This window comes from Vitiosangium sp. GDMCC 1.1324 (assembly GCF_003044305.1).
Classification (GTDB): Bacteria; Myxococcota; Myxococcia; order Myxococcales; family Myxococcaceae; genus Archangium.
On record NZ_PZOX01000009.1, the window covers coordinates 93352 to 115202 of the forward strand.

Below are 21851 nucleotides of genomic sequence, written 5' to 3' on the forward strand. Positions count from 1 at the left end.
GGCGGCAGAGCGCTTTCAACAAAAAAGAACGACACCTGGGGGGGCCGCGTTTCCTCCCAGGCAACGCCCGTTTCACGACGTGAGTCGGACCCCGGTGCGCTCCAACTGTCGCCAGAAGCCAGGGAAGCTCTTCTCCACGCATTCAGGTCCGGTAAGGGTGAGGGGAACACCCGACACAACAGAGAGAGTAGCCGCGACCATTGCTTGACGGTGATCTCCCTTACTGTCCATGGAGAAGCGCGGCGGATGGGAGGTAGGAGGGTGGATTGTGAGTGTCTCTCCCTCCAGCACGGTCTTGCCACCGAAAGCATCCACAAGTGTGCGGATTCCCTCCAGGCGGTCGCTCTCTTTGAGTCGCAGGATTCCCACGTCGGTCAGGGTGGAGGGGCTCGGAAGCACACACGCGAGCGCCGCCAGGGTGGGCAGCAGGTCCGGGCACTCCTTGCCCGAGGCGACCAGTCCGTCCCGGGCCGTGCCCGCCAGGCGCAGGGTGTCCTGGGGGCCGGGAACCGCCTTGAGGCCCGCGCGTTCCACCAGTTGGACGAGGGCCTGGTCCGGATGGGCGCTCGAGAGGTCCGCCCGCTCCACCGAGCCGCCGGTGCGCCAGGAGATGAGCAGCAGATAGCCCAGGGACGACCAGTCACCCGGCATCGCCGGGGTGCGCTCGGGCGCACGGTAGCCCGAGACCTCGAAGCGGCCGTCGTGCTCCTGGACGGTGAAGCCGAAGCGGCGCAGCCAGGAGACGGTGAGCTCCAGGTAGCCAGCGCTCGTCAGCGGGCCGATGATCTCCACGCGCCACGGGCGACGCTCGCGCAGGTACAGGGCCGCGCAGCCCAGCAGCAGGCTGGAGGCGTACTGGCTGCTCTGCGCACCCGGCACGCGGAAGACGGGCTCACCGGTGGTGGTGGGGGCGCGGATCCCCACGGGCCAGGGATGGCCCTCGGTGAGGACGAGCCCAGTGGGGCCCAGGGCCTCGCGCAGGGACTCGAACAGGGGGCCATGGGGCCGTTCGCCGAGCCGCGGCGTGCCCGTGAGGCGCACGTGTGCGCCGGGTGTCACCGCGGCCTGGGTGACGAGGATGCGGAAGGGGGCTCCTCCATCCGCGCAGTCCACGTCGCGCACGGGGCCCGGAGGCAGGCGCAGGGCCTCGATGCCCCGGCGCAGCACGCGCACGTCCGCGGGCAGGAAGTGCTCGGGCTCCTCCTGGAGGACGGGCAGGGGCCATGCGCCCGTGAGGTGCGCCAGCACCAGCGCCCGCTGGGCGTCCGACTTGGAGATGGGCGGCGTGAGGACGGCGGAGCCGAGCTGGCTCGGGTCGACATGAATCTTCGTTGTCGTCGTCGTCATGGGCGTACCCCTCGGGTCCATGCGGGCCACAGCTTGCGCCATACGTCCTCGGAGACGTCGCGTACCACGGCGTTGCCGATGTCCGTGATCAGTACCATGCGCAGCTCCCCGCCGCGGCCCGCTTTCTTGTCCGCGGACAGCAGGGCCGTCACGTCGTTGAGCTTCGCGCGCTTGAGCAGCTCCGCCGTTCGCTTCCGGCCGAGCACCCCGGGCCCCTCGTGCAGCGCGTCCTCCACCTGCGATGCCACGTCCTCGGGGGTGATGCCCATGGCGCGGCCCACGTCGAGCGCGCACAGCATTCCCAGGCCCACCGCATCCCCGTGCGACAGCTTGAAGCGCGAGACGCTCTCCAGCACGTGGCCGAAGGTGTGGCCGAAGTTGAGCACCCGCCGCAGCCCCTCCTGCTCATAGGGGTCCTGCGCGCAGACGGACTCCTTGAGGCGGCGCGCGTCCTTCACCATCCGCTCCAGCGCGGGCTCCCGGCGCACGTAGGAGCGGAAGAGCGCCTCGTCGATGCAGGCCACCATCTTCCACGCCTCGAGCGCGCCCTCGCGGCGCTGGGTGTCCGAGAGGCTGGCGTAGAACTCGGGGCACAGCCACGCCTCCTCGGCGTAGTGGAAGACGCCCACCGGGTTCTTCACCACGCGCCCCTTCACCGTCACGTCCACCGCGCCCTTGCCACCCAGGCTGCTGTCCACCGCCGCCAGCAGCGTGGTGGGCACCTGCACCAGCCGCACGCCCCGCTTGAGCAGGTGCGCGGCCACCGTGGCCACGTCGCCGATGGTTCCTCCGCCGATGGCGATCAGCGTGCCCGAGCGTGGCATCGATAGGCCCGCCACGAGCACCTGCTCCAGGGCCTCGAAGGTCTTCGCGACCTCACCGCCGGTGAGCTGGATGATGGCGCGGGGTTTGCGCGCCTTGAGGGCCGGCAACAGCGTGGGGTGCAGGCGCGCCACGCGGCGATCCACGACGGCGATGCTGCCCTCGGGAAGGGTGGTGCTCAGACGCTTGAAGGAGCCCCACCGGTCGGTGGCGTGGCGGTAGGCGCCAGGAGGAAGTTGGATCATACGGAGTGGGGTCGGGCGTTCAACTGCAGGACGAGGTCGGCCAGGACGAGCGAGACCATGGCCTCGAGCACCGGGACGGCGCGGGGCATGATGCAGGGATCATGTCTCCCCGACTTCGCGTGGTCCGCGAGCGTGGCGGGAGGCTTGAAGTAGACGCGCAGGGACACGGGCTCGCCATTGGCCAGGCCGCCCTGGATGCCGCCGTAGGTGTCCTTCTGGGAGTGGAACACGCTGCCGGGCTGCTCGATGCGTGCGAGCAGATCCGGTGGGCCCCAGACGACGCCGGTGACGGCGCCCACGCTGCCCAGCGCGTGCGCGAACAGCGCTTTCATCTTGCCGAAGATGGGCTCGCCGAGGCCCACGGGCAGGCCGTCCACGCGCACGTCGATGGAGCCGCCCAGGCTGTCACCGGCCTCCTTGGCGGTGAGGATCCGCTTGGACATCTCCTCGCGGGCCACCGGATCCGGGCAGCGGGTCGGGTGAGCGTCCACCATCTCGCGGGAGAGGCCGGGCGCCGGCACGGCGGACATCAGGTTGCCCACCTGCGAGACCCAAGCGACGGTGCGCATCTCGGGGAAGGCCTGGGCGAGGTACGCCTCGGCGACGGCGCCACCGATGACGCGGCAGAGCGTCTCGCGGCCGCTGGTGCGCCCACCCCCGCGGTGGTCCCGGTGCTTGAAGCGCTCGCGCCAGACGGCGTCGGCGTGGCCGGGGCGATCCTCGCTCTTGAGCTTCTCGTAGTCCCCGGAGCGCTGGTTGGTGTTGCGGACGATGGCCGCGATGGGCGTGCCGAGCGTCTTGCCCTCGAAGACGCCGGAGAGGATCTCCACCTGGTCGGGCTCGGCGCGTGCGGTGGTGAGGGATGACTGGCCGGGGCGGCGGCGGTCGAGCGCGGTCTGGATGAGCTCGCGCTCGAGGGGAATGCCCGCGGGGCAGCCATCGATGATGGAACCGAGCGCGGGGCCGTGGCTCTCGCCGAAGGTGGTGAGGCGGAAGAGGGTACCGAAGGTATTCATGAGGCGGACTCCCAGAGGGCTCGCTGCCGGCGGGCCTGGGCGATGAACCATGCCGCGCCGAGGAGCACCGGCGTCCCCCCGCGGCGGGTGATGTCAGCGGCGATGCGGCGCGCCGGGGCTCCGTAGGCGATGACGGCGACGCGGGCTCCCTCGAAGCGGAGGGCGTCGGGTGGGGTGATGCGATCGGGCCAGGTCCAGATACCGGAACCGCCGAGGGGCTCGGAGATTTCCGCGCGGCGCAGGAAGCGGAGCCGGCAGCCGGCCTCGGGCGCCACGACGCGGATGGCGGCACTGGCACCCCCGTCTCCGAGGACGAAGGCCTCACGGGCGCCGAGCCGCTCGAGGACGGTGCGAGCGCCCTCGGTATCGGTGTTGAAGGACTCCCAGCGGTCGCCACGGCGGACGAGGGTGTTGATGGCGTCGAGCGGCGAGCCGGTATGCCGGGCGAGGCGGATCTTGAAGGGGCTGGTGACGGCGAAGCCGCGGTAGTGCGGCAAGAGCGCATCCACGAGGGCTTCCACGGGAGCGTCCTCGGGGATGTCGATGCGGTCGAAGGGCTGGAGGTGGATGCGAGGCGAGCGCGAATGAGCGATCGACGTGCCGAGGATCGCCAATCGGGAATCCCGGGTGGAGCCCGTGGCGCCGAGCGCCCGCGCCTCCCGGAACGCATCCGCGAGCAGTCTCTGACCCGGGGCCGCCTTCCAATCGCCACCCACGGCGACGTAATCCAGCACGTTGCGCCGGGCGAGCACGGCGCGGACGGGAAGCGCGATGGCATTCATCGCGAGCACGGTCACCCGTCCCTCGCCGAACCGTGCGCGCAGCCGGGTCTGGGTCTCCAGCAGCGCTGCGATCCGCACCTGGGACACATCCCCGAGCGGCTCGACATGCTTCACCAGGGCGCCCGCTGGGAGCGCCACGTCCCACAGGCGCAGGGCCTCCTCGGTGCTCAGGGGCCGCTCGGCGTGGTGCGAGGCCAGCAACTTCCCCACGGGAGCATCCAGCGCACCCGCGTGGACGACATCCCGATCCACCCACCGGGCGGCGGCGACCCACGCGGGAGGCAGGGGTGTACCGCGCTCGGACACGAGCAGATCCATCACCTTCGCCAACTCTGCCGCGTCCACCGCCTCCGCCGGGTGCAGATCCGTCCGCACCTCCAGCACGTCGGCACCCCGGCTCCGGGCGTCGGTGGCGAAGCGGAGGGCTTCGGGGCCACGCAGGCTCGGGGGCAGGGTGACGACGCGGCGGGCCGACGTCATGCTTGGCTCCCGAGGGACCTGAAGGCGCGGAGGAAGTCGGCGAGGCTCACGGTGGGGACGCGAGCGTGGAGCACCTGGCGCTGCTCGTAGACGGAGCGGATCTCCTCCTCCAGCGACACACCGGGGCGCAGCCGGGGGCGGGAGGTGTCGGCGAGGAGCCGCTCGCGGTAGGTCTCGAAGGAGACGGGCACGAGCAGGGTGTAACAGGATTCGAGGGCGTCCGGGTGGTTCGAAAGGAATCCGCCGCCCACGGCGATGACGGAGCCCCGAGGCAGCACCTGGAGCATGTCTCGCTCGGCGGCACGGAAGCCCTGGGTGTCCTGGGCGACCCAATCCCGGAGCGAGCGGCCCGAGCGGCGCTCGAGCTCGGCATCCAGGTCCAGCCCTGGCCTGCCGAGCAGCGCGCTCACCAGGGGCAGCAGCCGCGTCTTGCCCGCGGCGCGGTGCCCGCCGATGACGACGGTCTGCCCCTCGGAGGGCAGGAGTCCCGGGCCGGGCAGGACGAGCTCCTGCCTCAGCGCGGACGCGAGCCGTGGATCCACGGCCGAGAGGATTCTCTCGATGATCTGGTGCCGCTGCTCAGCGGACGGTACCGACATAGACGTAGGCTGTCCCGAACGTCAGCGGGTGGGCCACCCGCTCCTTATAAGCGCCGGATTGCTCCATCAGGGCGAGGAACTTGTCCCCGGCGGGGAAGGCGGCCGAGGTGCGAGGCAGGTACTCGTAGGCCGCCCGGTTGCCGGTGAGCAGGCCACCGATGGTGGGCATGACCACCTTGCTGTAGATGCGGAACAGGGCGCCGAAGAAGCCCGTGGGCTGGCCGAACTCGAGCACCACCACCCGGCCACCGGGGCGGACCACGCGGCCCATCTCCTTGAGGCACTTCACCGGATCATCCACGTTGCGGATGCCGAAGGCGATGGAGGCCACGTCGAAGCTGGCGTCCGCGAAGGGCAGCGCCATGGCATCGGCCACCTGGAACTCCACCTGGAGCCCCTCGCGGGCGGCCTTGGCGGGAGCGCTGTCCAGCATCTCCTTGCAGAAGTCGGTGCCCATCACCCGGCCCGACGCGCCCACCTTGCGCTTGAAGGCCAGCGCCAGGTCGCCCGTGCCGGTGGCGCAGTCGAGGACGGCACTGCCCTCCTGGGCGCCGCTGTGGCGCACGGCCGCGCGCCGCCAGAGGCGATGGATGCCGAACGACATGACCTCGTTCGTCACGTCGTACCGAGTGGCGATGGAGGAGAACATCTGACGGACTTCAGCGCTCATCGAGCCCCCGCGACATGGGCCGGAACCTCCGGCCTCCAAAGGTGACGGTCCACGGCGTGTAGCACACCGGGCAGCCGCCGCATCAATTGTTGGAACCTCTCCGGCGTGAGGGCCTGCTGCCCATCACACAGCGCCTGCTCGGGCCGGGTGTGCACTTCGATGAGCAGCCCGTCCGCTCCCGCCGCCGCCGCCGCCAGCGCCATGGGCTGGATGAGCTCCGGCACCCCGGTGGCGTGCGACGGATCCACGATGACCGGCAGGTGGGTGCGCTCCTTCGCCAGCGCCACGATTCCCAGGTCCAGCGTGTTGCGCGTGGCCGTCTCGAAGGTGCGGATGCCGCGCTCGCAGAGGATGACCTGCTCGTTGCCGCCGTCCAGCACGTACTCGGCCGCCAGCAGCCACTCCTGGAACGTCGCCGCCAGGCCCCGCTTGAGCAGCACCGGCTTGCGCACCTTCCCGAGCGCTCGCAGCAGCGAGAAGTTCTGCATGTTGCGCGCGCCCACCTGGAGGATGTCCACGTGCTCCGCCATGAGCGGAATCTGCGTGGACTCCATTACCTCGCTGATGATGGGCAGCCCCACCTTGCGCGCCACCTCGGACAGCACGCGCAGCCCGGGCTCTCCCATTCCCTGGAAGGAGTAGGGGCTGGTGCGGGGCTTGAACACCCCACCGCGCAACACATGGGCGCCCGCGGTGGCCACGGCGGCGGCGGTCTGCTCCGTCTGCTCCATGCCCTCCACGGCGCACGGGCCCGCCATCACCACGAAACCGGGGCCGCCAATCTCCACCCGTCCCACCCGCACGCGCGTCCCCTCGGGCCTCCAGGCCCGATCCACCTGCGGGGTCCCTTCGCGGGGGGTGCTCCCGCCTTCCTCACCTGGCTTGCCGCTCACGGGCGCCTCCGTCCCATGTGGAGTTCACGTTGTTTTGAACCCCTTGATGCTTGTATAGCCAAACCAGCGTACAGAACAACAAGAGGTTGCTGCCTTGGTTGGTGGTGGAGCCTCATGAGGAGCGCTGATGACGACGCTCGAACCCGCTGACGGAGGCCGCTGGGTGGCAGGGAGGATGTCCCTGGCCGCCGTGGATCCGCTCGCGGGGGCGGAGGTGTTGGGCGAGCCGTCCATGTATTGGGAGCGGCCGCTGGCACGGGAGGCGATGGCGGGTTGGGGCGAGGCGGCATCGGTGGAGGCCGGGAGCGCCGCGCAGGCCCATGGGGTGCTGAGGGAGCTGTCGGCACCAGACTCGGTGCGGTGGTTGGACGAGGCTCCCGCGGCCCTGCCAGGGCCCTGGTTCGGGGGCATGCGCTTCTCCACGGCGGATGGAGACGAGGGCTGGAGCCCGTTCGGTTTCGGGCGGTGGACGCTGCCGGAGGTGATGGTGTGGCGCGAGGGGACGGGCCTGGCGGCGGCGGCCTTCGCGCCCGAGGGCCCCGGCGCCGAGGACGTGGTGCGCTCGAGGCTGGCGCGGGTGGGGGCGGCCTTTCCGTCCGGCTATCGTCACCCGGGGAACGGGGCCCAGGCCCTGCGGCTGTCCTCGTCCCGTCCGGACTTCGAGGGACGCGTGGAGCGCGCGGTGGAGACGATCAACGCCGGGGGTCTCCAGAAGGTGGTGATGGCGCGGGCGGTGGAGGTGGAGGGCGAGCGCGCGTTTGATCGGGTGGAGGTGCTGGCCCGGCTGCGCGAGCAGAACCCGCGCTGTGCCACGTTCCTCTTCCGGGCGCCGGACGGGACGGCCTTCCTGGGCGCCACGCCCGAGACGCTGTGCCGGTGGGAGGGGCGCAGGCTGGAGACGGAGGCGCTCGCGGGCACCGCGCCACCGACGCAGGCCGGGGCGCTGGGAGACAGCGACAAGGATCGTCGCGAGCACGAGGCGGTGGTGCGCTACATCCTCAAGGCGTTGAAGCCCCTGACCGACACCATCGACGCGGATGCCGAGCCGGCGCTGCTCACTCTGAAGAACGTGGTGCACCTGCGCACCGGCATCCGCGCCGAGCTGCGCGAGGGGGTGGGGGTGGCCGAGCTGGTGGCCGCGCTGCACCCCACACCGGCAGTAGGAGGCACGCCCCGCGAGCGCGCACTGGAGTTCCTGGTCGAGCACGAGGCCCTGGATCGCGGCTGGTACGCGGGGCCGGTCGGCTGGGTAGGGCCCGGGCGGGCGCACCAGATGGTGGCGCTGCGTTCGGCACGCGTCAAAGGATCTCGGGCCCGCCTCTTCGTGGGTGCTGGTATCGTGGCGGGATCCAGCGCCGAATCGGAATGGCGCGAGACGGAGATGAAAAGCCTGACCATGTTGCGGGCCCTCGGAGGAGGAAATGTCTGACGCCAACCTGAATCAGCTCTGGGCGCGGGCATTGTTGGAGGAGTTGGTCAGAGGTGGCGTGAGGCACGCGGTGGTGTGTCCTGGCTCGCGCTCCTCGCCCCTGGCGCTGGCGTGTGCCCGGACGGAGGGATTGCGCACCTGGTCCATCATCGACGAGCGCTGCGCGGGCTTCTTCGCACTGGGTCTGGCCAAGCAGTCGCGTGCGCCGGTGGTGCTGGTGGCCACGAGTGGAACCGCGGGCGCGCACTTCTACCCGGCGGTCATCGAGGCGGCCATGTCGCACGTGCCGCTGGTGGTGCTCACCGCGGACCGGCCCCTGGAGTTGCACGGGTGGGGCGCGGCGCAGACGGTGCCGCAGGGGCGGTTCTTCGGGGAGTACGCGCGGCTATTCGCGGACGTGGGCATTCCGGAGGCGGATGACGCGGCGCTGGTGCACCTGCGCGCCACCGTGTCGAGGGCCGTGGCCACTGCCTGTCGTGCGCCGAAGGGCGCGGTGCAGCTCAACGTGCCGTTCCGCGAGCCGCTCGCGCCCACGCCGGGGGTCTTCGACTCGAAGCACCTCTCCTCGCTGGCTCGCGAGGGACGGCCGGGAGCTCCCGTCACGCGCATCATCCCGCCGGCGCGCCTGCCGGATCCCCGGGCGATGGAGGAGGTCCGCACGAAGGTGGCCTCCACCGAGCGGGGCGTCATCGTCTGCGGCCCTCGGGACGAGAACGACGGTTTCGCGGAGGCCATTGCCTCGCTGGCCGAGGCCACTGGCTACCCGGTGCTGGCCGAGGCCGCTTCCCAGGCTCGTTACGGCGGCGGCCCGGCCACGGTGTCGCTCTACGACGCGATGCTGCGGCACGAGCCCTTCGCGAGGGCGCACCGGCCGGAGTTGGTGTTGCGCTTCGGCGGGGGCCTGACGCCCAAGGGGACGCAGGCGTGGATCGACGGCTCGGGCGCGGAGGTGGTGCTCTTCAGTGACGACGGCTCGCTCTTCGATCCGGCGCACCGAGCCTCGCGCGTGGTGGAGGGCTCGGCGGTGGCGGCCTGCGAGGCGCTGTCCCAGGGTCTGTCCCGAGGTCTGGGGCCCTGGGCCCGCAGCTTCCTGTGGGCCGAGCAGTGGACGCGGGCGGCGCTGGAGTCAGCCTTCTCGGAAGATCCGTCGCTCACGGAGATGCGCGTGGCCCACGAGGTGGTGTCGGCGCTGCCGGACGGGGCGAACCTCTTCGTGTCCAGCAGCATGCCCATCCGGGACGTGGACGCCTTCGCGCCCTCGACGGGCCGGGGCCTCCGGGTGCTGGCCAACCGGGGCGCCAACGGCATCGACGGGATCATCTCGAGCGCGCTCGGGGTGGCGGCGGCGTCGGGGCGGCCCACGGTGCTGCTGACGGGAGACTTGGCCTTCCTGCACGACGTGGGCGGACTGCTCACGGCGCGCCGGAGCGGGGTGCCGCTGACGGTGGTGGTGGTCAACAACGACGGGGGCGGCATCTTCTCCTTCCTTCCCATCGCGCAGGCCGAGGCGGCTCGGTCCCAGTACGAGACCCTGTGGGGCACGCCCCATGGCGTGGACCTCTCGCACGCCGCCTCGCTCTACCAGGCCCGGTTCCGGCGCCCGGACTCGCCCGCGTCACTGCGCTCGGCGGTGGCCGAGGGCCTCAAGGGCGGCCTGCACCTCGTCGAGGTCCAGGTGGCCGAGCGCGCGAGGAACGTCGACCTGCACCGGCAACTCTTCGCGAGGATGGCCACCGCACTGGGAGAAGGCCCATGGCTCTGAAGATGGCATACGAGACGTGGGGAGAGGGTCCGCACCCGCTCCTCCTCTTGCACGGATTCACGGGGAACCGGTCCGCGTTCGATCACCTGCGCCCCTTGATGGGCGACAAGGTGCGGGCCATCTCGGTGGACCTGCCGGGCCACGGCCAGACGCCGTTGCCCACGCGCACCGGCCGCGATGGCTTCCTCGAGACGATCGACGCGCTGTTCCAGGTGCTGGACGAGGTGGGCGTGGCCCGGGCGAGCCTGCTGGGCTATTCGCAGGGCGCGCGTTTCGCGCTGGCCGCGGCGATGACCCGGCCCGAGCGCTTCGAGCGGCTCATCATGGAGAGCGGCTCACCGGGACTGCACCGCCGCCAGCACCGCACGGAGCGGCGCGTGAGTGACGCGCAACTGGCGGCTCACATCCGTCAGAAGGGCGTGGCGTCCTTCGTGGCGTACTGGGAGTCGCTGCCGCTCTTCGCGGGCCTGCGCAAGCTGCCCGTGGAGCAGCAGGAAGCCATCCGGGCCCGGCGCAACGAGTGCACGGCGGAAGGGCTGATCGGTGCACTGGAGTGCCTGGGCCTGGCGGTGCAGCCGGACTACTGGCCGGAGCTGCAGCGCCAGCGGTTGCCCACGCTGCTGCTGACGGGGGTGCTGGACAACAAGTTCACGCAGATTGCCCGGCGGATGGCGGCGGAGCTGCCGGTGGTGTGGCGCCGCTCGTTCGAGGAGTGCACCCATGCTCCGCATCTGGAAGTGCCGGAGGAGTACGCCCGCGAGGTGATCTCCTTCCTGCAGACTCCCTGGTATGAAGCCCCGCAGTTCGAGAATCCCGCCTCCGACAAGAGCTCGGCCGGGGGCCACGGCTAGCTCCCGAGAGCCATTCATCTCATGAACGCGATTGCTCCCGCGGTGGAGGCGCCTCGCCCCACCTTGAAGACGTGGTTGATGGCCGCGAGGCCGAAGACGCTGACGGCGGCGCTGGTGCCGGTGATGGTGGGAACGGCGCTCGCCTACGGGTTGGGCGTGGGCCGGTGGCTGCCGGCGCTCGCGGCGCTGGTGGGCGCGATGTTCATCCAGATCGGCACGAACTTCACCAACGACTACTACGACTTCAAGAAGGGCGCGGACACGGCCGAGCGGCTGGGACCGAAGCGGGTGACGCAGAGCGGGCTGATCTCGCCGGGCACGGTGCTGGCGGGAGCGATGCTGTGCTTCGGGCTGGCGGTGGTGACGGGCATCTACCTGGTGGTGGTGGGCGGGTGGCCCATCGTGGCGATCGGGCTGGCGTCGGTGCTGGCGGGCTACGCGTACACGGGAGGCCCGTTTCCGCTGGGGTACAACGGGCTGGGAGACATCTTCGTCTTCATCTTCTTCGGGCTGGTGGCGGTGCCGGGGACGTTCTACGTGCAGACGCTGACGGTGGGCCCGGCGGCGTGGTGGGCGGCGATTCCGGTGGGGGCGATCGGCACGGCGCTGCTGGTGGTGAACAACCTGCGGGACGCGTCGACGGACGTGAAGGCGGGCAAGCGGACGCTGGTGGTGCGCTTCGGCACGACGATGGGCAAGGCCGAGTACGTACTGCTGCTGGTTGCTGCCTATGCGGCGCCGCTGGCGATGTGGGGCCTGGGACTGGCGAGCCCGTGGGTGTTGCTGGCGCTGCTGAGCATGCCGGTGGCGGTGCCTCCGCTGAAGCTGGTGCTGGGGGCGCAGGGAGCGGCGTTGAACCCGGCTCTGGGTGGGACGGCGAGGCTGCAACTGGTGTTCGGGGTGCTGTTCTCGGTGGGGCTGTTGCTGAGGTGAGCTGATGCGCATCACGGAGGTGGGCCTCCACCCGTTGCGCCTGGAGATGGTGAACCCGCTGAAGACGGCGAGGGGCACCTACGCGGCGCGAGAGGGCTTCGTGGTGCGCCTGCGGGACGAGGAGGGGCGGGTCGGTCAGGGCGAGGCGATGCCGTTGCGGGAGTTCGGCACGGAAGCCCCGAGTGATTGCGAGCAGGCCCTGAAGTCGGTCCTCACGAGACTGCGAGGCCCCCTCGAGCCTCTCCCCCTGGGAGAGGGTTGGGATGAGGAGCTGGGGCTTTCCACGAGAACCCCCGCGGCGAGGCACGCGGTGGAGCAAGCGCTCCTGGATCTCCTGGCCCAGCGCGAGGGAGTGCCCTTGTGCCGGCTGCTCTCGGCGGAATCCCGAGAGGTGGTCCAGGTCAACGCGCTGCTGGGATCCTCGTCCGCGGAGGCGCTCGCGGAAGAGGCCCGGCGAGCCGTGGCGGAAGGCTACGAGACGCTGAAGATCAAGGTCGCGGGCCGCCCGTTGGAGGAAGACTCCGCGCGGCTCCAGGCGGTGCGGAGGGTAGTGGGTCCCGCGGTGCGCCTGCGAGTGGACGCGAATGGAGGGTGGACGGAGCCTGATGCGGAGCAGGCCCTGGCCGAGCTGGGCCGCTACCAGCTCGAGCTCTGCGAGCAGCCGGTGGCGGCCGAGGACCACGAAGCCCTCTCCCGTCTGAGCGAGCGCGCACCGTGCCCCCTGGCGGCCGACGAGTCCCTGGCATTGCCCGAGGTCCGTCGCTCCATCCTGGATCGCCCGCGAACGGTGAGCGTCCTGGTCCTCAAACCCATGGTCCTGGGAGGCCTGCTCCCGACGCTGTCCCTGGCGCGCGAGGCGGCGAAGCGAGGCATGGACGCGTACGTGACGAGCTCGCTCGATGGTGTGAGCGCCCGGGCGGGAGCGGCGCACGTAGCGGCGGCCCTGCCATCGGGGAAGTACGCGTCGGGGCTCGGGGTGGGACACCTCTTCAAGGACGAGCCCGGGAGCCATCCATTCCGCCCGGTGCGGGGCCGTATCGAGCTGCCGCGGACGCCGGGACAGGGAGTGCACTGATGCAGTGGACGTGCCCCATTCGTTCCGGTGCCGAGCGGCATCCGGAGGTGCTGGCGCTCACCTTCGAGGGCCGGCGGTGGACGTATCGAGAGCTGGACGGCGAGGTGGGCCGGTGGGTGGCGGCGCTCCGGTCCCGAGGCGTCACTGCGGGAGACCGGGTGGCGCTGCTGGCGACGAACCACGCGGCGGTGGTGCACCTCTTCCTGGCGCTCGGGAGGCTGGGGGCGGTGCTGGCTCCGCTCAACGCGAGGCTCACGCGGGCGGAGCTCCAGCCGCTGGCCGAGGACGTGGCCCCGAGGCTCACCCTGGCCCTCACAGGCCTCGTCGAGCGCCTCCCGGGCGCGGAGCCCCTGGAGACCTTCGCGGACGCGGTGCGCACCCCCGAGTCCCACTGTGAGCCCCTGGAGACGAAGACGCCGCGGGTCATCCTCTTCACCTCGGGGACGACGGGCCGGCCGAAGGGGGCGGTGCTGACGGAGGGGAACTTCCGGGCCTCCTCGCGCTGCTCCGAGGCGAACCTGGGAGCGCACCCCGGGCCGCGCTGGCTGGGCACGCTTCCGCTCTTCCACGTGGGCGGCCTGGCGATGCTCACGCGCACCGCATACGACGGGGGCTGTCTGGTCCTGCGCGAGCGCTTCGATGCGGACGACACCAACCGGGCCATCGACGAGGAAGGCGTCACCCACGCGAGCTTCGTGGCCACGACGCTGGAGCGCGTGCTGGATGCGCGGAGGGATCGCCCGGTGCCGTCGACGTTCCGGCTGGCGCTGATCGGCGGAGGACCGGTGCCCGCGCCGCTGCTGGAGCGGGCTCGGGCGGCGGGGATCCTCTCGCTGCAGACCTACGGACTGACGGAGGCCTGCTCGCAGGTGACCACCGAGCACCCGGACGAAGCGAACGGTCGTACTGCGGGCCGGCCACTGCCGGGCCTGGAGATCCGGATCGTGGGGCCCGGGGGCGAGACGGTGGGACCTGGCAAGGAAGGGGACATCGAGGTGCGAGGCCCCACGGTGATGGCGGGCTACCTGAACCGGCCCGAGGCCACGAGCGAGGCCCTGCGGGACGGCTGGCTGCGGACGAAGGACGTGGGGATGCTGGACGAGCGGGGGCGCCTCAAGGTGCTCTCGAGGCGGACGGATCTGATCCTCCGGGGAGGGGAGAACATCTACCCGGCCGAGCTGGAGGCGGTGTTGGCCTCGCACCCGAAGGTCTACGAGGTGGCGGTGGTGGGGGTGCCGAACGTGCGCTGGGGCGAGGTGCCGGTGGCGTTCGTGACGACACGGGGCGGAGCCCCGCTGCCGGAGGACCTGGAGGCGTGGTGCCGCGAGTCCCTGGCGGGCTTCAAGGTGCCCGCGCGCTTCCTGGCCATCGAGGCGCTGCCCCGTAACGCCATGGGCAAGGTGGAGCGCACGGTGCTGCGCCAGCGAGCGCAGGCGGCCTGACTCATGCCACGTTGAGCTCGTTGGACTCCTGGAGGAGCCAGCGCCTGGCCTCCTCCTCGCTGTCGAAGCGGCGGAGGATGCGCTCCATGCCGCTGTTGCGCGCGATGCGGTTGAGCTGGAGCGCGGTGAGCTCACTGCCCACGAGCTCGGCGATCCGCTTCATGCCCGCCTGCATGGCGGCCTGTTGTCCCTGGCGGAGGAGCTCGGCCGCCTCGGGCGAGGCGGTCCGGAGGTGGCGCCAGTCCGCCAGGGCCCTGACGATTCGCCCCTGGCTCGCGAGGGCCTGGATGGCGCTCACGGCCTGCTCGACGAACTGCCGCATCTCATCGGGGCGGATGGCTCCTTCCAGGGTGACTTCCACGAGGGCGTTCGACTCATCGACCTTGACCTGGAACAACGGGAACCTCTGCTGAACGGGATGCTATGGACGGAAGTCTCTACCTGGATTCCCTACCTCGTACCAGATGGGTCGGGTGTGACGGCGCGGTGAAACCAGGCGAGGAGCCGGAGGGGTGGGGTGGAGGAGATTCCGGTCAGGTTCTTGGCTGGCCTGGGGGGCTTTCGCCTAGAATCCACGGCCGACGAGCGAGGTCATCACCCTGGATCAGGCAACACTCAACAAGCTGCTCACGGTGGGCGTCCAGAACGGCGCCTCGGACATCCACTTCCGGCCTGGGGATCCACCCATCTACCGGGTCAACGGTGTGCTGCGGCCGCTGAAGATGGAGAAGCTCCATCCGGATCACACCAAGCAGGTGGCGCTCCACATCGTCCAGGATCCGCTGACGAAGTCGCAGATCGACAACCTCCAGGAGTACGACACCTCGTACGGCTTGCCGGGGGTGGCGCGCTTCCGTGTGAACATCTATCGGCAGCGAGGCACGCTGGCGTGCATCCTGCGCATCATCCCGGACGAGATCCCCACCATTGATGGGCTGGGGCTGCCACAGGTGCTCAAGACGATCGCCGGCAACGACCGAGGGCTGGTGCTGGTGACGGGGGCTACGGGCTCGGGCAAGAGCTCGACGCTCGCGGCGATGATCGATCACATCAACCGCACCGAGAACCTGCACATCCTCACCATCGAGGACCCAGTCGAGTTCATCTACAAGAACATCAAGTCGTCCATCTCCCAGCGGGAGATCGGCCCGGACACGGAGAACTTCGCCATCGCGCTGCGAGCGGCGCTGCGTCAGGATCCGGACGTCATCCTGGTGGGCGAGATGCGCGACACGGAGACGATCGACATCGCGCTCAAGGCGTCGGAGACGGGCCACCTGGTGCTCTCGACGGTGCACACGACGGATGCCTCACGGACCATCAACCGCCTCATCTCGGTGTTCCCGGCCGAGGAGCAGGCGATGGTGCGCATGCGTCTGGCGGACAGCCTCAAGGCGACCATCTCGCAGCGGCTGCTGCAGAAGGCGGACGGCAAGGGGCGCACGGTGGCGCTGGAGATCATGGTCCAGACCAAGTCGGTGGAGCAGTACATCCGCGAGGACCGGGCCAACGAGCTCAAGGACGTCATCGAGAAGGGCCGCGACATGTTCGGCATGCAGTCCTTCGACCAGCACCTGAGCCAGCTCTACCGTCAGGGCATTGTCAGCCTGGAGACGGCGCAGAGCGCGGCGACGAACCCGGCGGACTTCCAGCGCGCGCTCGAGTTCGAGTGAGCGGACCTCACGGGCGCACGCGCTCGTTCACGGTCTGGATGGAGCCGGAGGGCCGGTGGGGCAGGGTCCTGGTCGTTGGCACCGTGATCAGGGACCGCGTCGTTGGCGCCGTATTCAAGGGCCGGAGCCGCGCGGTGCACGGCTGCGACGCTTCCGTTTCCTGGGGCTCAGGGGAGCCGGTGGCCTGCCTGCGGATGAGTGCCTCTTGAACGGTGCTCGCCAGGAGCGCCTGCCCCCGGAGGTAGGGGTTGGCCTCGCCGGACAGGGCGCACAGCTGCTCGCGCACCTGCCGCGCGGTCTGGGTCCGCTCGTGCGGCTCCCACTGGAGCAACTCCAGGACGATGGCATCCAACGCTGGGGGTAGCTCCGGGCGGAAGGCGGACGGAGGAGGGAAGGACGTCGGGGTGAAGCCCCAGACGGAGCCCTGACGCTCTTCGTCCTGGACGATCCGGCGGCCGGTGAGCGCCTCGTACAGGGTGAGCCCGAGCGCGAAGAGATCCGAGCGTGAGTCGAACGGCTCGGCGCGGGCCTGCTCTGGAGCCATGTACCCGGGCTTGCCGACGACCCGGCCCGTCACGGTGAGCGAGGCGTGGTGGGCGGCCCGGGCGATGCCGAAGTCACCCAGCTTCACCTCGCCGATGCGCGACAGGAGGATGTTGGGCGGATTGACGTCCCGGTGCACGAGGTCGAGCGGCTCTCCGTCGCTCGCGGTGCGGTGGTGGACGTAGTCGAGCGCCGCGGCGAGCTCGGCGCCCAGGTACGTCACCGCGGCCAGCGGGAGCGGGCCTCGGACCTTGAGCAGCTCGCGCAACGACAGACCCTCGATGAGCTCCATGGCCAGGAAGCAGGTGTCGCCGTGGCGGCCCACGTCGAGCACCTGGACGATGTTGGGGTGGTGCAGCAGGGAGCCCAGCTCGGCCTCGCGGCGGAACAGCGCGACGAAGTGGGGATCCTCGGCGTAGCTCGGGAGGATGCGCTTGATGGCGACCGGCTTCTCGAAGCCGCCCTCGGTGCGATAGGTGGCGTGGAAGACCTCGGCCATGCCGCCCATGCCCAGCCGCTCGTGGATGCAGTACTTGCCGAGCTGCTCCCTGGAGTACATGGCGCGCAGCGCGTCCTCGGCCTTGCGCGTGAGGCGGCTGGCCACGAGCGCCGCGACACAGCCGATGAGGAAGAGGTACAGGGCGCGCAGGGAGATGAGGGGCGGCGAGAGCATCAGGGGCACGGGCGCCTGCATCCGAGGCAACGCCAGCAATCCATACAGCAGCAGCGTCTCGGTGGCGGCCAGGGCTCCGGCGAAGAGGGCCAGCCGCCGGTTGGAACGCAAGGACGCGAGGAGGATGAACGCGCCCCACAGGAGGAACGTGGTGGGGTTGGTGAGGGCCTGCTCGGCGTTCTCGAAGTGCAGATCGAGCAGGAACTTGAAGGCACCCACCGAGATCTCCAGCCAGACGTTGAGCCAGCAGATGGCGGGGTGGAACCACCCGCGCTGGAGCACGCGGACGAGCCCTCCGTAGTAGCAGCCATAGGTGGCGGTCATGGCGGCCACGGCGAGGGCGCGGGGCCAGCCGATGGCCGGTCCCACCAGGAGGGTCGCGACCACGAAGCATGACGCCGCCACGCAGATGAATCGCGCGATATCGGCCTCGCGCGTGGCGGCCTCTTCGCGCAGATGCTCGGCGAGATGCCGTGAGCTCAGCGAGCCCAAGGGTTTCAGGGAAACAGTCTGTTGCATGAAACCCGGATTCTTCAACATATTGTCCGGAACAACCAACCTGTGGAGTAGGCCCGTTCGCTCATGGATGGGAAGGGCATGGAATGGCTCGCAGGCCGGATTGGAGAGCACTCGTGCTGACCTGAGCGGTTCGACGGGGTGTGTCCCGGAGCCCGCGCGAGGTGCGTCCGAGCAGCCACGAGGCGAGGCTCCCGACGAGGGGGACGGGTCGGCGTGCCCCGTGCAGAGCGGGCCGGCATGAACCGGAAGCGATGGATTCGATGGGCCGTTGGGACGCCGCTCGTGGCGCTGGGGCTGCTGGTGGGGCTGTGGCAGCTCTCGAGGTCGTGGAGCTTCCAGCTCCTGGGCGAGCTCTACGACCGGGTGGAGACGACCGAGAAGGTGGTGGCGCTGACGTTCGATGACGGGCCGAGACCGGGCCAGACGGAGGCGGTTCTCGGCATCCTGAAGCGGCACGGGGTGAAGGCCAGCTTCTTCATGGTGGGGGAGAACATCGAGCGCAACCGGGAGCTCGCGGCGAGGGTGCTGGCCGAGGGGCACCAGCTCGGCAACCACTCGTATTCGCACCACCGGCTGATCTTCAAATCGCCGTCCTTCATCCGGGAGGAGATCGACAAGACGGACGCGCTGCTGCGCGAGGTGGGCGTGGAGGGGGAGAGCCTCTTCCGGGCGCCCTACGGCAAGAAGCTGGTGGTGCTGCCCTGGCTGCTGAAGCAGGGAGGGAGGAAGCACATCACCTTCGACGCGGTGTCCCGGGACGACGAGACGCAGGACGTGGATCTGCTGACGTCGCGAGTGATGGAGTCAGTGAGGCCGGGCTCCATCATCCTGTTCCACGATGGTGGGCGGAACAAACCGGGGACGCTCCAGGCGGTGGACATCGTCATCGGGAGGCTGAGGGCGCAGGAGTACCGCTTCGTGACGGTATCGGAGCTGTTGACGCTCGGAGGCATCACACCGGCCGCTGAGACCACGGCACGAACGGCCGCCCGAGCGCGAAGGCGAGCGCATCGGAGTAGGCGGGGAGGAGGGTGCGGTGATCGTAGGGGACGTCGGTGTCGCTGACCTTCTCGAGGTGCCGCACGAGGTTGGTGGTGCAGTTGTTGGTGAACGAGTTGTAGAACTCGGGGTGCTCGTGGAGAGCGTTCATCCGGTGCACCATGTCGAGGAAGAAGGCGACGGTGCGTTCCTGTGAGGCGCGGACGGGGTAGAGGTAGACGTCATCGCCGCGGTAGTTGCTGCGCAGCTGGATGAGGTCCCTCTCGTCGCCGACGACGTAGATGAGCTCGTACTGGCGGAACAGGCCACCGAGGACCGAGTACGTCTCCCCACGCTCGCGGCGGATCTCCACGGAGAAGGAGACGAAGCGATCTCCGGCGAACTCGAAGCTGACCATGGTGTGGGCGGCGCCCTCGAAGCCGGAGAAGGGCTCGACGATGAACCAGGCGCGGACGAGCTCGCGGGTGTCGTAGGTGGCGGAGTACCAGGCCGCGTCCCATTCGGTGGTGCTGCGGTAGCGGAAGTCGCGGATGTCCTGGAGGGTGACGAGGGGGCCCTGCACCTCGGCGCGGGCGGCACGGACGAGATCCGGAGCCCAGTCGCGGGTGAGCGAGGGCTGCACGGTGCGGGTCCAGACGAACACGGCAGCGCAGAGGGTGGCGAGCGCGCCGAGCGCGACTTCCCGGGACGCGAGGCGCCAGGCGAGGCCCACGGCCAGGAGGAGGCCCAGGACAGCGCCATATCGCCACCAGGAGATCCCCTGGGGACCCCCGCCGGTGAGGAGGAGCGCGGGGACGCACCACGCGGTGCCGAGGGCGAGGAGAGCGAAGGTGCCGACCTGGAGGAAAAGACGCATGTGCCGACAGAGTATCTGTTGGTCGAATGGGCCTGTCGAAAGGGCACGCATCGCGAGCGTGAACTACGCTCCTGGCCACGATGGCAAGTGACGAGGAGCAGGGTGTCCGGCAGGTGTACGGGGAGATCGCTGGGGCGTATGAGGCTTTCTTCCCCTCGCTGCACCGGTACGAGGGGAGGGTGGAGCGATTTCTCGGGGAGGCGGTGGCCCCTGGCTGTCGGGTGCTCGACGTCGGGTGTGGCCCGGGGCAGCTCACGCGAGAGCTGGACCCGACCGTAAAGGTCGTGGGCCTGGATCTCTCACCCGAGATGATCGAACTGGCGCGGCGGGGCCGGCCGTCGGGCGAGTACCGGGTACACAGCTACCGGGACCCCATCCCCGAGGAGCTCGGCCGGTTCGATGTGGCGCTGGCGGTGGGGTGCCTCGACTTCTGCGATGACCTGGGCCGGACGCTGCGTTACGTGTCCGATACGTTGAAGCCCGGAGGGCGCCTGCTGTTCACGGTGCTCGAACGGCGCCCGGGACTGGCGGGGCACGAGGACGCACGGTGCCCGGTCCAGACGGCTGATCACCAGGTGACACTCTATTTCTGGTCCTTCGAGGAGACGGCCCGGGCCCTCGAGTCCGCGAACCTGCTTCCCCGCGCGTACACGCATGCGCCCGGCTGGGTGCAACTCACCGGGCAACAGACGATGCACTTCGGCTGGTGGGACGTGGAGCGGCGCTGAGCGCCCGAGGCCAGGGCCGGGTGTTCTCGGAAGTAGGGTCGGAGCGGGGGAGGGAGCCTCGCCTCGATCGGGGCGGAGCGCCCTCGGGGATTGGATCCGATAAGTCAGGCCGGACGGAGGGCCGCCGAACATCCTTGACGCGAGGGGCCAGTGTTGCAAAGCATCCGCCGCCCACAAAAGGTCACACCCATCATAGTCAGGAGCTTCGTTCATGGCCCCTCCGAGCGGCGAGAAGATCACCCTGCAGAACGGCAAGCTTTCTGTGCCGGATCACCCCATCGTCCCCTTCATCGAGGGTGACGGCACCGGCCGCGACATCTGGCGCGCTTCGCAGGCCGTCTTCGATGCGGCGGTGGAGAAGGCCTACAAGGGCAAGAAGAAGATCTCCTGGTTCGAGGTGCTGGCCGGCGAGAAGGCCTTCAAGACGGTCAACAACTGGCTGCCCGACGAGACGGTCGCGGCCTTCCGCGAGTACCTGGTGGGCATCAAGGGCCCGCTGACCACGCCCGTGGGCGGTGGCATCCGCTCGCTGAACGTGGCGCTGCGCCAGATGCTGGACCTGTACGTCTGCCTGCGGCCCGTGCGCTACTTCAAGGGCGTGCCCAGCCCCGTGAAGACCCCCGAGAAGGTCGACATGGTCATCTTCCGGGAGAACACCGAGGACATCTACGCCGGTATCGAGTTCGAGGGTGGCAGCGCCGGCGCGGCGAAGGTCCTCGAGTTCCTCAAGAAGGAGTTCCCGAAGGACTTCGCGAAGGTCCGCTTCCCGGAGAATGTGGGCATCGGCGTGAAGCCCGTGTCGAAGGAAGGCACCGAGCGGCTCGTGCGCGCCTCCATCGAGTACGCCATCCGCGAGAAGCGGAAGAGCGTGACGATCGTGCACAAGGGCAACATCATGAAGTACACGGAGGGCGCCTTCCGCAAGTGGGGCTACGATCTGGCCACCCGTGAGTTCGGCGAGAAGACCTACACCTGGGATCAGTGGGAGGCCACCAAGGCCGCCAAGGGTGAGGACGCCGCCAACGCCGAGCAGAAGGCCGCGCTGGCCGCCGGGAAGATCCTCATCAAGGACTCCATCGCGGACATCACCCTGCAGCAGGTGCTGACGCGTCCGGACGAGTTCGACGTGATCGCCACGCTGAACCTCAACGGTGACTACCTGTCCGACGCGCTGGCCGCGCAGGTGGGCGGCATCGGCATCGCGCCGGGCGGCAACATCAACTACGTCACCGGCCACGCCGTCTTCGAGGCCACCCACGGCACCGCGCCCAAGTACGCGGACCTGGACAAGGTGAACCCGGGCTCGGTCATCCTCTCCGGCGAGATGATGCTGCGCCACATGGGCTGGAACGAGGCCGCGGACCTGATCATCAAGGGCATGGACAAGGCCATCGCCAACAAGACGGTGACCTACGACTTCGCTCGCCTGATGCGCCAGGAGAGCCAGTCCAACGTGACCGAGGTGAAGTGCTCCGAGTTCGGTCAGGCCATCATCAAGAACATGTAGTCGTTAC

The 21851-nt window shown here is 69.8% G+C and carries 20 protein-coding genes; 10 read left to right on the plus strand and 10 right to left on the minus strand.

The genetic code is table 11. The annotated features are described in order from the left end of the window. Positions 1–72: 72 nt before the first annotated feature. From DAT35_RS25820 to aroF, 7 genes are read right to left on the minus strand one after another with little or no spacing between them, the layout of a single operon-like run. A complete protein-coding gene (locus DAT35_RS25820; protein WP_199242999.1) occupies positions 73–1347 on the minus strand; it encodes a 3-phosphoshikimate 1-carboxyvinyltransferase in 1275 nt (424 codons plus the stop codon). After that, positions 1344–2414 carry a 3-dehydroquinate synthase family protein gene (locus tag DAT35_RS25825; RefSeq protein ID WP_108069816.1) on the minus strand — a complete coding sequence of 357 codons (1071 nt, stop codon included), beginning with the start codon at positions 2412–2414 and terminating at the stop codon, positions 1344–1346. The genes DAT35_RS25820 and DAT35_RS25825 overlap by 4 nt, the downstream gene beginning before the upstream one ends. After that, positions 2411–3430: a chorismate synthase gene (gene aroC / locus DAT35_RS25830; RefSeq protein ID WP_108069817.1), complete on the minus strand. Its 1020-nt coding sequence runs from the start codon at positions 3428–3430 to the stop codon at positions 2411–2413. The genes DAT35_RS25825 and aroC overlap by 4 nt, the downstream gene beginning before the upstream one ends. Then, positions 3427–4692: a shikimate dehydrogenase gene (locus DAT35_RS25835; protein WP_108069818.1), complete on the minus strand. Its 1266-nt coding sequence runs from the start codon at positions 4690–4692 to the stop codon at positions 3427–3429. The genes aroC and DAT35_RS25835 overlap by 4 nt, the downstream gene beginning before the upstream one ends. Then, entirely contained in the window at positions 4689–5291 is a 603-nt protein-coding gene (locus DAT35_RS25840; protein WP_108069819.1) for a shikimate kinase, read from the minus strand. The genes DAT35_RS25835 and DAT35_RS25840 overlap by 4 nt, the downstream gene beginning before the upstream one ends. After that, positions 5272–5961 carry a bifunctional demethylmenaquinone methyltransferase/2-methoxy-6-polyprenyl-1,4-benzoquinol methylase UbiE gene (gene ubiE, locus DAT35_RS25845; protein ID WP_108069820.1) on the minus strand — a complete coding sequence of 230 codons (690 nt, stop codon included), beginning with the start codon at positions 5959–5961 and terminating at the stop codon, positions 5272–5274. Before ubiE ends, DAT35_RS25840 begins: the two co-directional genes overlap by 20 nt. Beyond that, positions 5958–6854 (minus strand): 3-deoxy-7-phosphoheptulonate synthase, encoded by an 897-nt coding sequence (gene aroF / locus DAT35_RS25850; RefSeq protein ID WP_108069821.1) that lies wholly within the window; start codon positions 6852–6854, stop codon positions 5958–5960. The genes ubiE and aroF overlap by 4 nt, the downstream gene beginning before the upstream one ends. Positions 6855–6981: 127 nt before the next feature. Here aroF and DAT35_RS25855 point away from each other — a divergent pair, with 127 nt between their 5' ends. The 6 genes from DAT35_RS25855 to menE are packed head-to-tail and all read left to right on the plus strand — an operon-like array spanning position 6982 to position 14346. Beyond that, positions 6982–8283 (plus strand): isochorismate synthase MenF, encoded by a 1302-nt coding sequence (locus tag DAT35_RS25855; protein WP_108069822.1) that lies wholly within the window; start codon positions 6982–6984, stop codon positions 8281–8283. Next, entirely contained in the window at positions 8276–10045 is a 1770-nt protein-coding gene (menD, locus tag DAT35_RS25860; protein WP_108069823.1) for a 2-succinyl-5-enolpyruvyl-6-hydroxy-3-cyclohexene-1-carboxylic-acid synthase, read from the plus strand. Before DAT35_RS25855 ends, menD begins: the two co-directional genes overlap by 8 nt. Beyond that, entirely contained in the window at positions 10036–10896 is an 861-nt protein-coding gene (gene menH / locus DAT35_RS25865; protein WP_108069824.1) for a 2-succinyl-6-hydroxy-2,4-cyclohexadiene-1-carboxylate synthase, read from the plus strand. The genes menD and menH overlap by 10 nt, the downstream gene beginning before the upstream one ends. A gap of 21 nt (positions 10897–10917) precedes the next feature. Continuing rightward, the gene (locus DAT35_RS25870) at positions 10918–11829 is read left to right on the plus strand and encodes a 1,4-dihydroxy-2-naphthoate polyprenyltransferase (RefSeq protein WP_108069825.1); all 912 of its coding nucleotides are present in this window, start codon (positions 10918–10920) and stop codon (positions 11827–11829) included. Between the two features lie 4 nt (positions 11830–11833). After that, positions 11834–12904, plus strand: coding sequence for a mandelate racemase/muconate lactonizing enzyme family protein (locus tag DAT35_RS25875; RefSeq protein ID WP_108069826.1), 1071 nt, complete (start codon positions 11834–11836; stop codon positions 12902–12904). After that, complete coding sequence (gene menE, locus DAT35_RS25880; RefSeq protein WP_108069827.1) at positions 12904–14346, plus strand: o-succinylbenzoate--CoA ligase; 1443 nt, start codon at positions 12904–12906, stop codon at positions 14344–14346. Before DAT35_RS25875 ends, menE begins: the two co-directional genes overlap by 1 nt. Position 14347: 1 nt before the next feature. Here the strand turns inward: menE and DAT35_RS25885 are convergent, their stop codons facing one another. Next, on the minus strand, positions 14348–14743 hold the full coding sequence (locus tag DAT35_RS25885) for an STAS/SEC14 domain-containing protein (protein ID WP_108069828.1): 396 nt from the start codon (positions 14741–14743) through the stop codon (positions 14348–14350). Between the two features lie 202 nt (positions 14744–14945). On the opposite strand from DAT35_RS25885, the gene DAT35_RS25890 reads away from it, so the two are divergent. Next, complete coding sequence (locus DAT35_RS25890; RefSeq protein ID WP_108069829.1) at positions 14946–16019, plus strand: type IV pilus twitching motility protein PilT; 1074 nt, start codon at positions 14946–14948, stop codon at positions 16017–16019. A 7-nt stretch (positions 16020–16026) separates the two neighbouring features. On the opposite strand, the gene DAT35_RS25895 is transcribed toward DAT35_RS25890, so the two are convergent. Then, positions 16027–17754, minus strand: coding sequence for a serine/threonine-protein kinase (locus tag DAT35_RS25895; RefSeq protein WP_108069830.1), 1728 nt, complete (start codon positions 17752–17754; stop codon positions 16027–16029). A gap of 237 nt (positions 17755–17991) precedes the next feature. On the opposite strand from DAT35_RS25895, the gene DAT35_RS25900 reads away from it, so the two are divergent. Further along, positions 17992–18819: a polysaccharide deacetylase family protein gene (locus DAT35_RS25900; RefSeq protein WP_108069831.1), complete on the plus strand. Its 828-nt coding sequence runs from the start codon at positions 17992–17994 to the stop codon at positions 18817–18819. Here DAT35_RS25900 and DAT35_RS25905 read toward each other — a convergent pair. Next, positions 18707–19609 (minus strand): DUF4105 domain-containing protein, encoded by a 903-nt coding sequence (locus tag DAT35_RS25905; RefSeq protein ID WP_108069832.1) that lies wholly within the window; start codon positions 19607–19609, stop codon positions 18707–18709. The two genes, DAT35_RS25900 and DAT35_RS25905, sit on opposite strands and share 113 nt — an antisense overlap. An 80-nt stretch (positions 19610–19689) precedes the next feature. Between DAT35_RS25905 and DAT35_RS25910 the strand changes: the two genes are divergently transcribed. Together DAT35_RS25910 and icd are read left to right on the plus strand one after the other, a co-directional pair. Beyond that, positions 19690–20337 carry a bifunctional 2-polyprenyl-6-hydroxyphenol methylase/3-demethylubiquinol 3-O-methyltransferase UbiG gene (locus DAT35_RS25910; RefSeq protein ID WP_108069833.1) on the plus strand — a complete coding sequence of 216 codons (648 nt, stop codon included), beginning with the start codon at positions 19690–19692 and terminating at the stop codon, positions 20335–20337. A 211-nt stretch (positions 20338–20548) separates the two neighbouring features. Further along, entirely contained in the window at positions 20549–21844 is a 1296-nt protein-coding gene (icd, locus tag DAT35_RS25915; RefSeq protein ID WP_108069834.1) for an NADP-dependent isocitrate dehydrogenase, read from the plus strand. Positions 21845–21851 lie beyond the last annotated feature (7 nt).

What these genes read in the sequence shown, in the direction of transcription:
- DAT35_RS25910 (WP_108069833.1), top strand. Translation starts at nt 19,690, where the DNA reads ATGGCAAGTGACGAGGAGCAGGGTGTCCGGCAGGTGTACGGGGAGATC.
- DAT35_RS25900 (WP_108069831.1), top strand. Translation starts at nt 17,992, where the DNA reads ATGAACCGGAAGCGATGGATTCGATGGGCCGTTGGGACGCCGCTCGTG.
- DAT35_RS25855 (WP_108069822.1), top strand. Translation starts at nt 6,982, where the DNA reads ATGACGACGCTCGAACCCGCTGACGGAGGCCGCTGGGTGGCAGGGAGG.
- DAT35_RS25875 (WP_108069826.1), top strand. Translation starts at nt 11,834, where the DNA reads ATGCGCATCACGGAGGTGGGCCTCCACCCGTTGCGCCTGGAGATGGTG.
- ubiE (WP_108069820.1), bottom strand. Translation starts at nt 5,961, where the DNA reads ATGAGCGCTGAAGTCCGTCAGATGTTCTCCTCCATCGCCACTCGGTAC.
- menH (WP_108069824.1), top strand. Translation starts at nt 10,036, where the DNA reads ATGGCTCTGAAGATGGCATACGAGACGTGGGGAGAGGGTCCGCACCCG.
- aroC (WP_108069817.1), bottom strand. Translation starts at nt 3,430, where the DNA reads ATGAATACCTTCGGTACCCTCTTCCGCCTCACCACCTTCGGCGAGAGC.
- DAT35_RS25905 (WP_108069832.1), bottom strand. Translation starts at nt 19,609, where the DNA reads ATGCGTCTTTTCCTCCAGGTCGGCACCTTCGCTCTCCTCGCCCTCGGC.
- icd (WP_108069834.1), top strand. Translation starts at nt 20,549, where the DNA reads ATGGCCCCTCCGAGCGGCGAGAAGATCACCCTGCAGAACGGCAAGCTT.
- DAT35_RS25825 (WP_108069816.1), bottom strand. Translation starts at nt 2,414, where the DNA reads ATGATCCAACTTCCTCCTGGCGCCTACCGCCACGCCACCGACCGGTGG.
- DAT35_RS25840 (WP_108069819.1), bottom strand. Translation starts at nt 5,291, where the DNA reads ATGTCGGTACCGTCCGCTGAGCAGCGGCACCAGATCATCGAGAGAATC.
- DAT35_RS25870 (WP_108069825.1), top strand. Translation starts at nt 10,918, where the DNA reads ATGAACGCGATTGCTCCCGCGGTGGAGGCGCCTCGCCCCACCTTGAAG.
- DAT35_RS25835 (WP_108069818.1), bottom strand. Translation starts at nt 4,692, where the DNA reads ATGACGTCGGCCCGCCGCGTCGTCACCCTGCCCCCGAGCCTGCGTGGC.
- menD (WP_108069823.1), top strand. Translation starts at nt 8,276, where the DNA reads ATGTCTGACGCCAACCTGAATCAGCTCTGGGCGCGGGCATTGTTGGAG.
- DAT35_RS25895 (WP_108069830.1), bottom strand. Translation starts at nt 17,754, where the DNA reads ATGCAACAGACTGTTTCCCTGAAACCCTTGGGCTCGCTGAGCTCACGG.
- menE (WP_108069827.1), top strand. Translation starts at nt 12,904, where the DNA reads ATGCAGTGGACGTGCCCCATTCGTTCCGGTGCCGAGCGGCATCCGGAG.
- DAT35_RS25820 (WP_199242999.1), bottom strand. Translation starts at nt 1,347, where the DNA reads ATGACGACGACGACAACGAAGATTCATGTCGACCCGAGCCAGCTCGGC.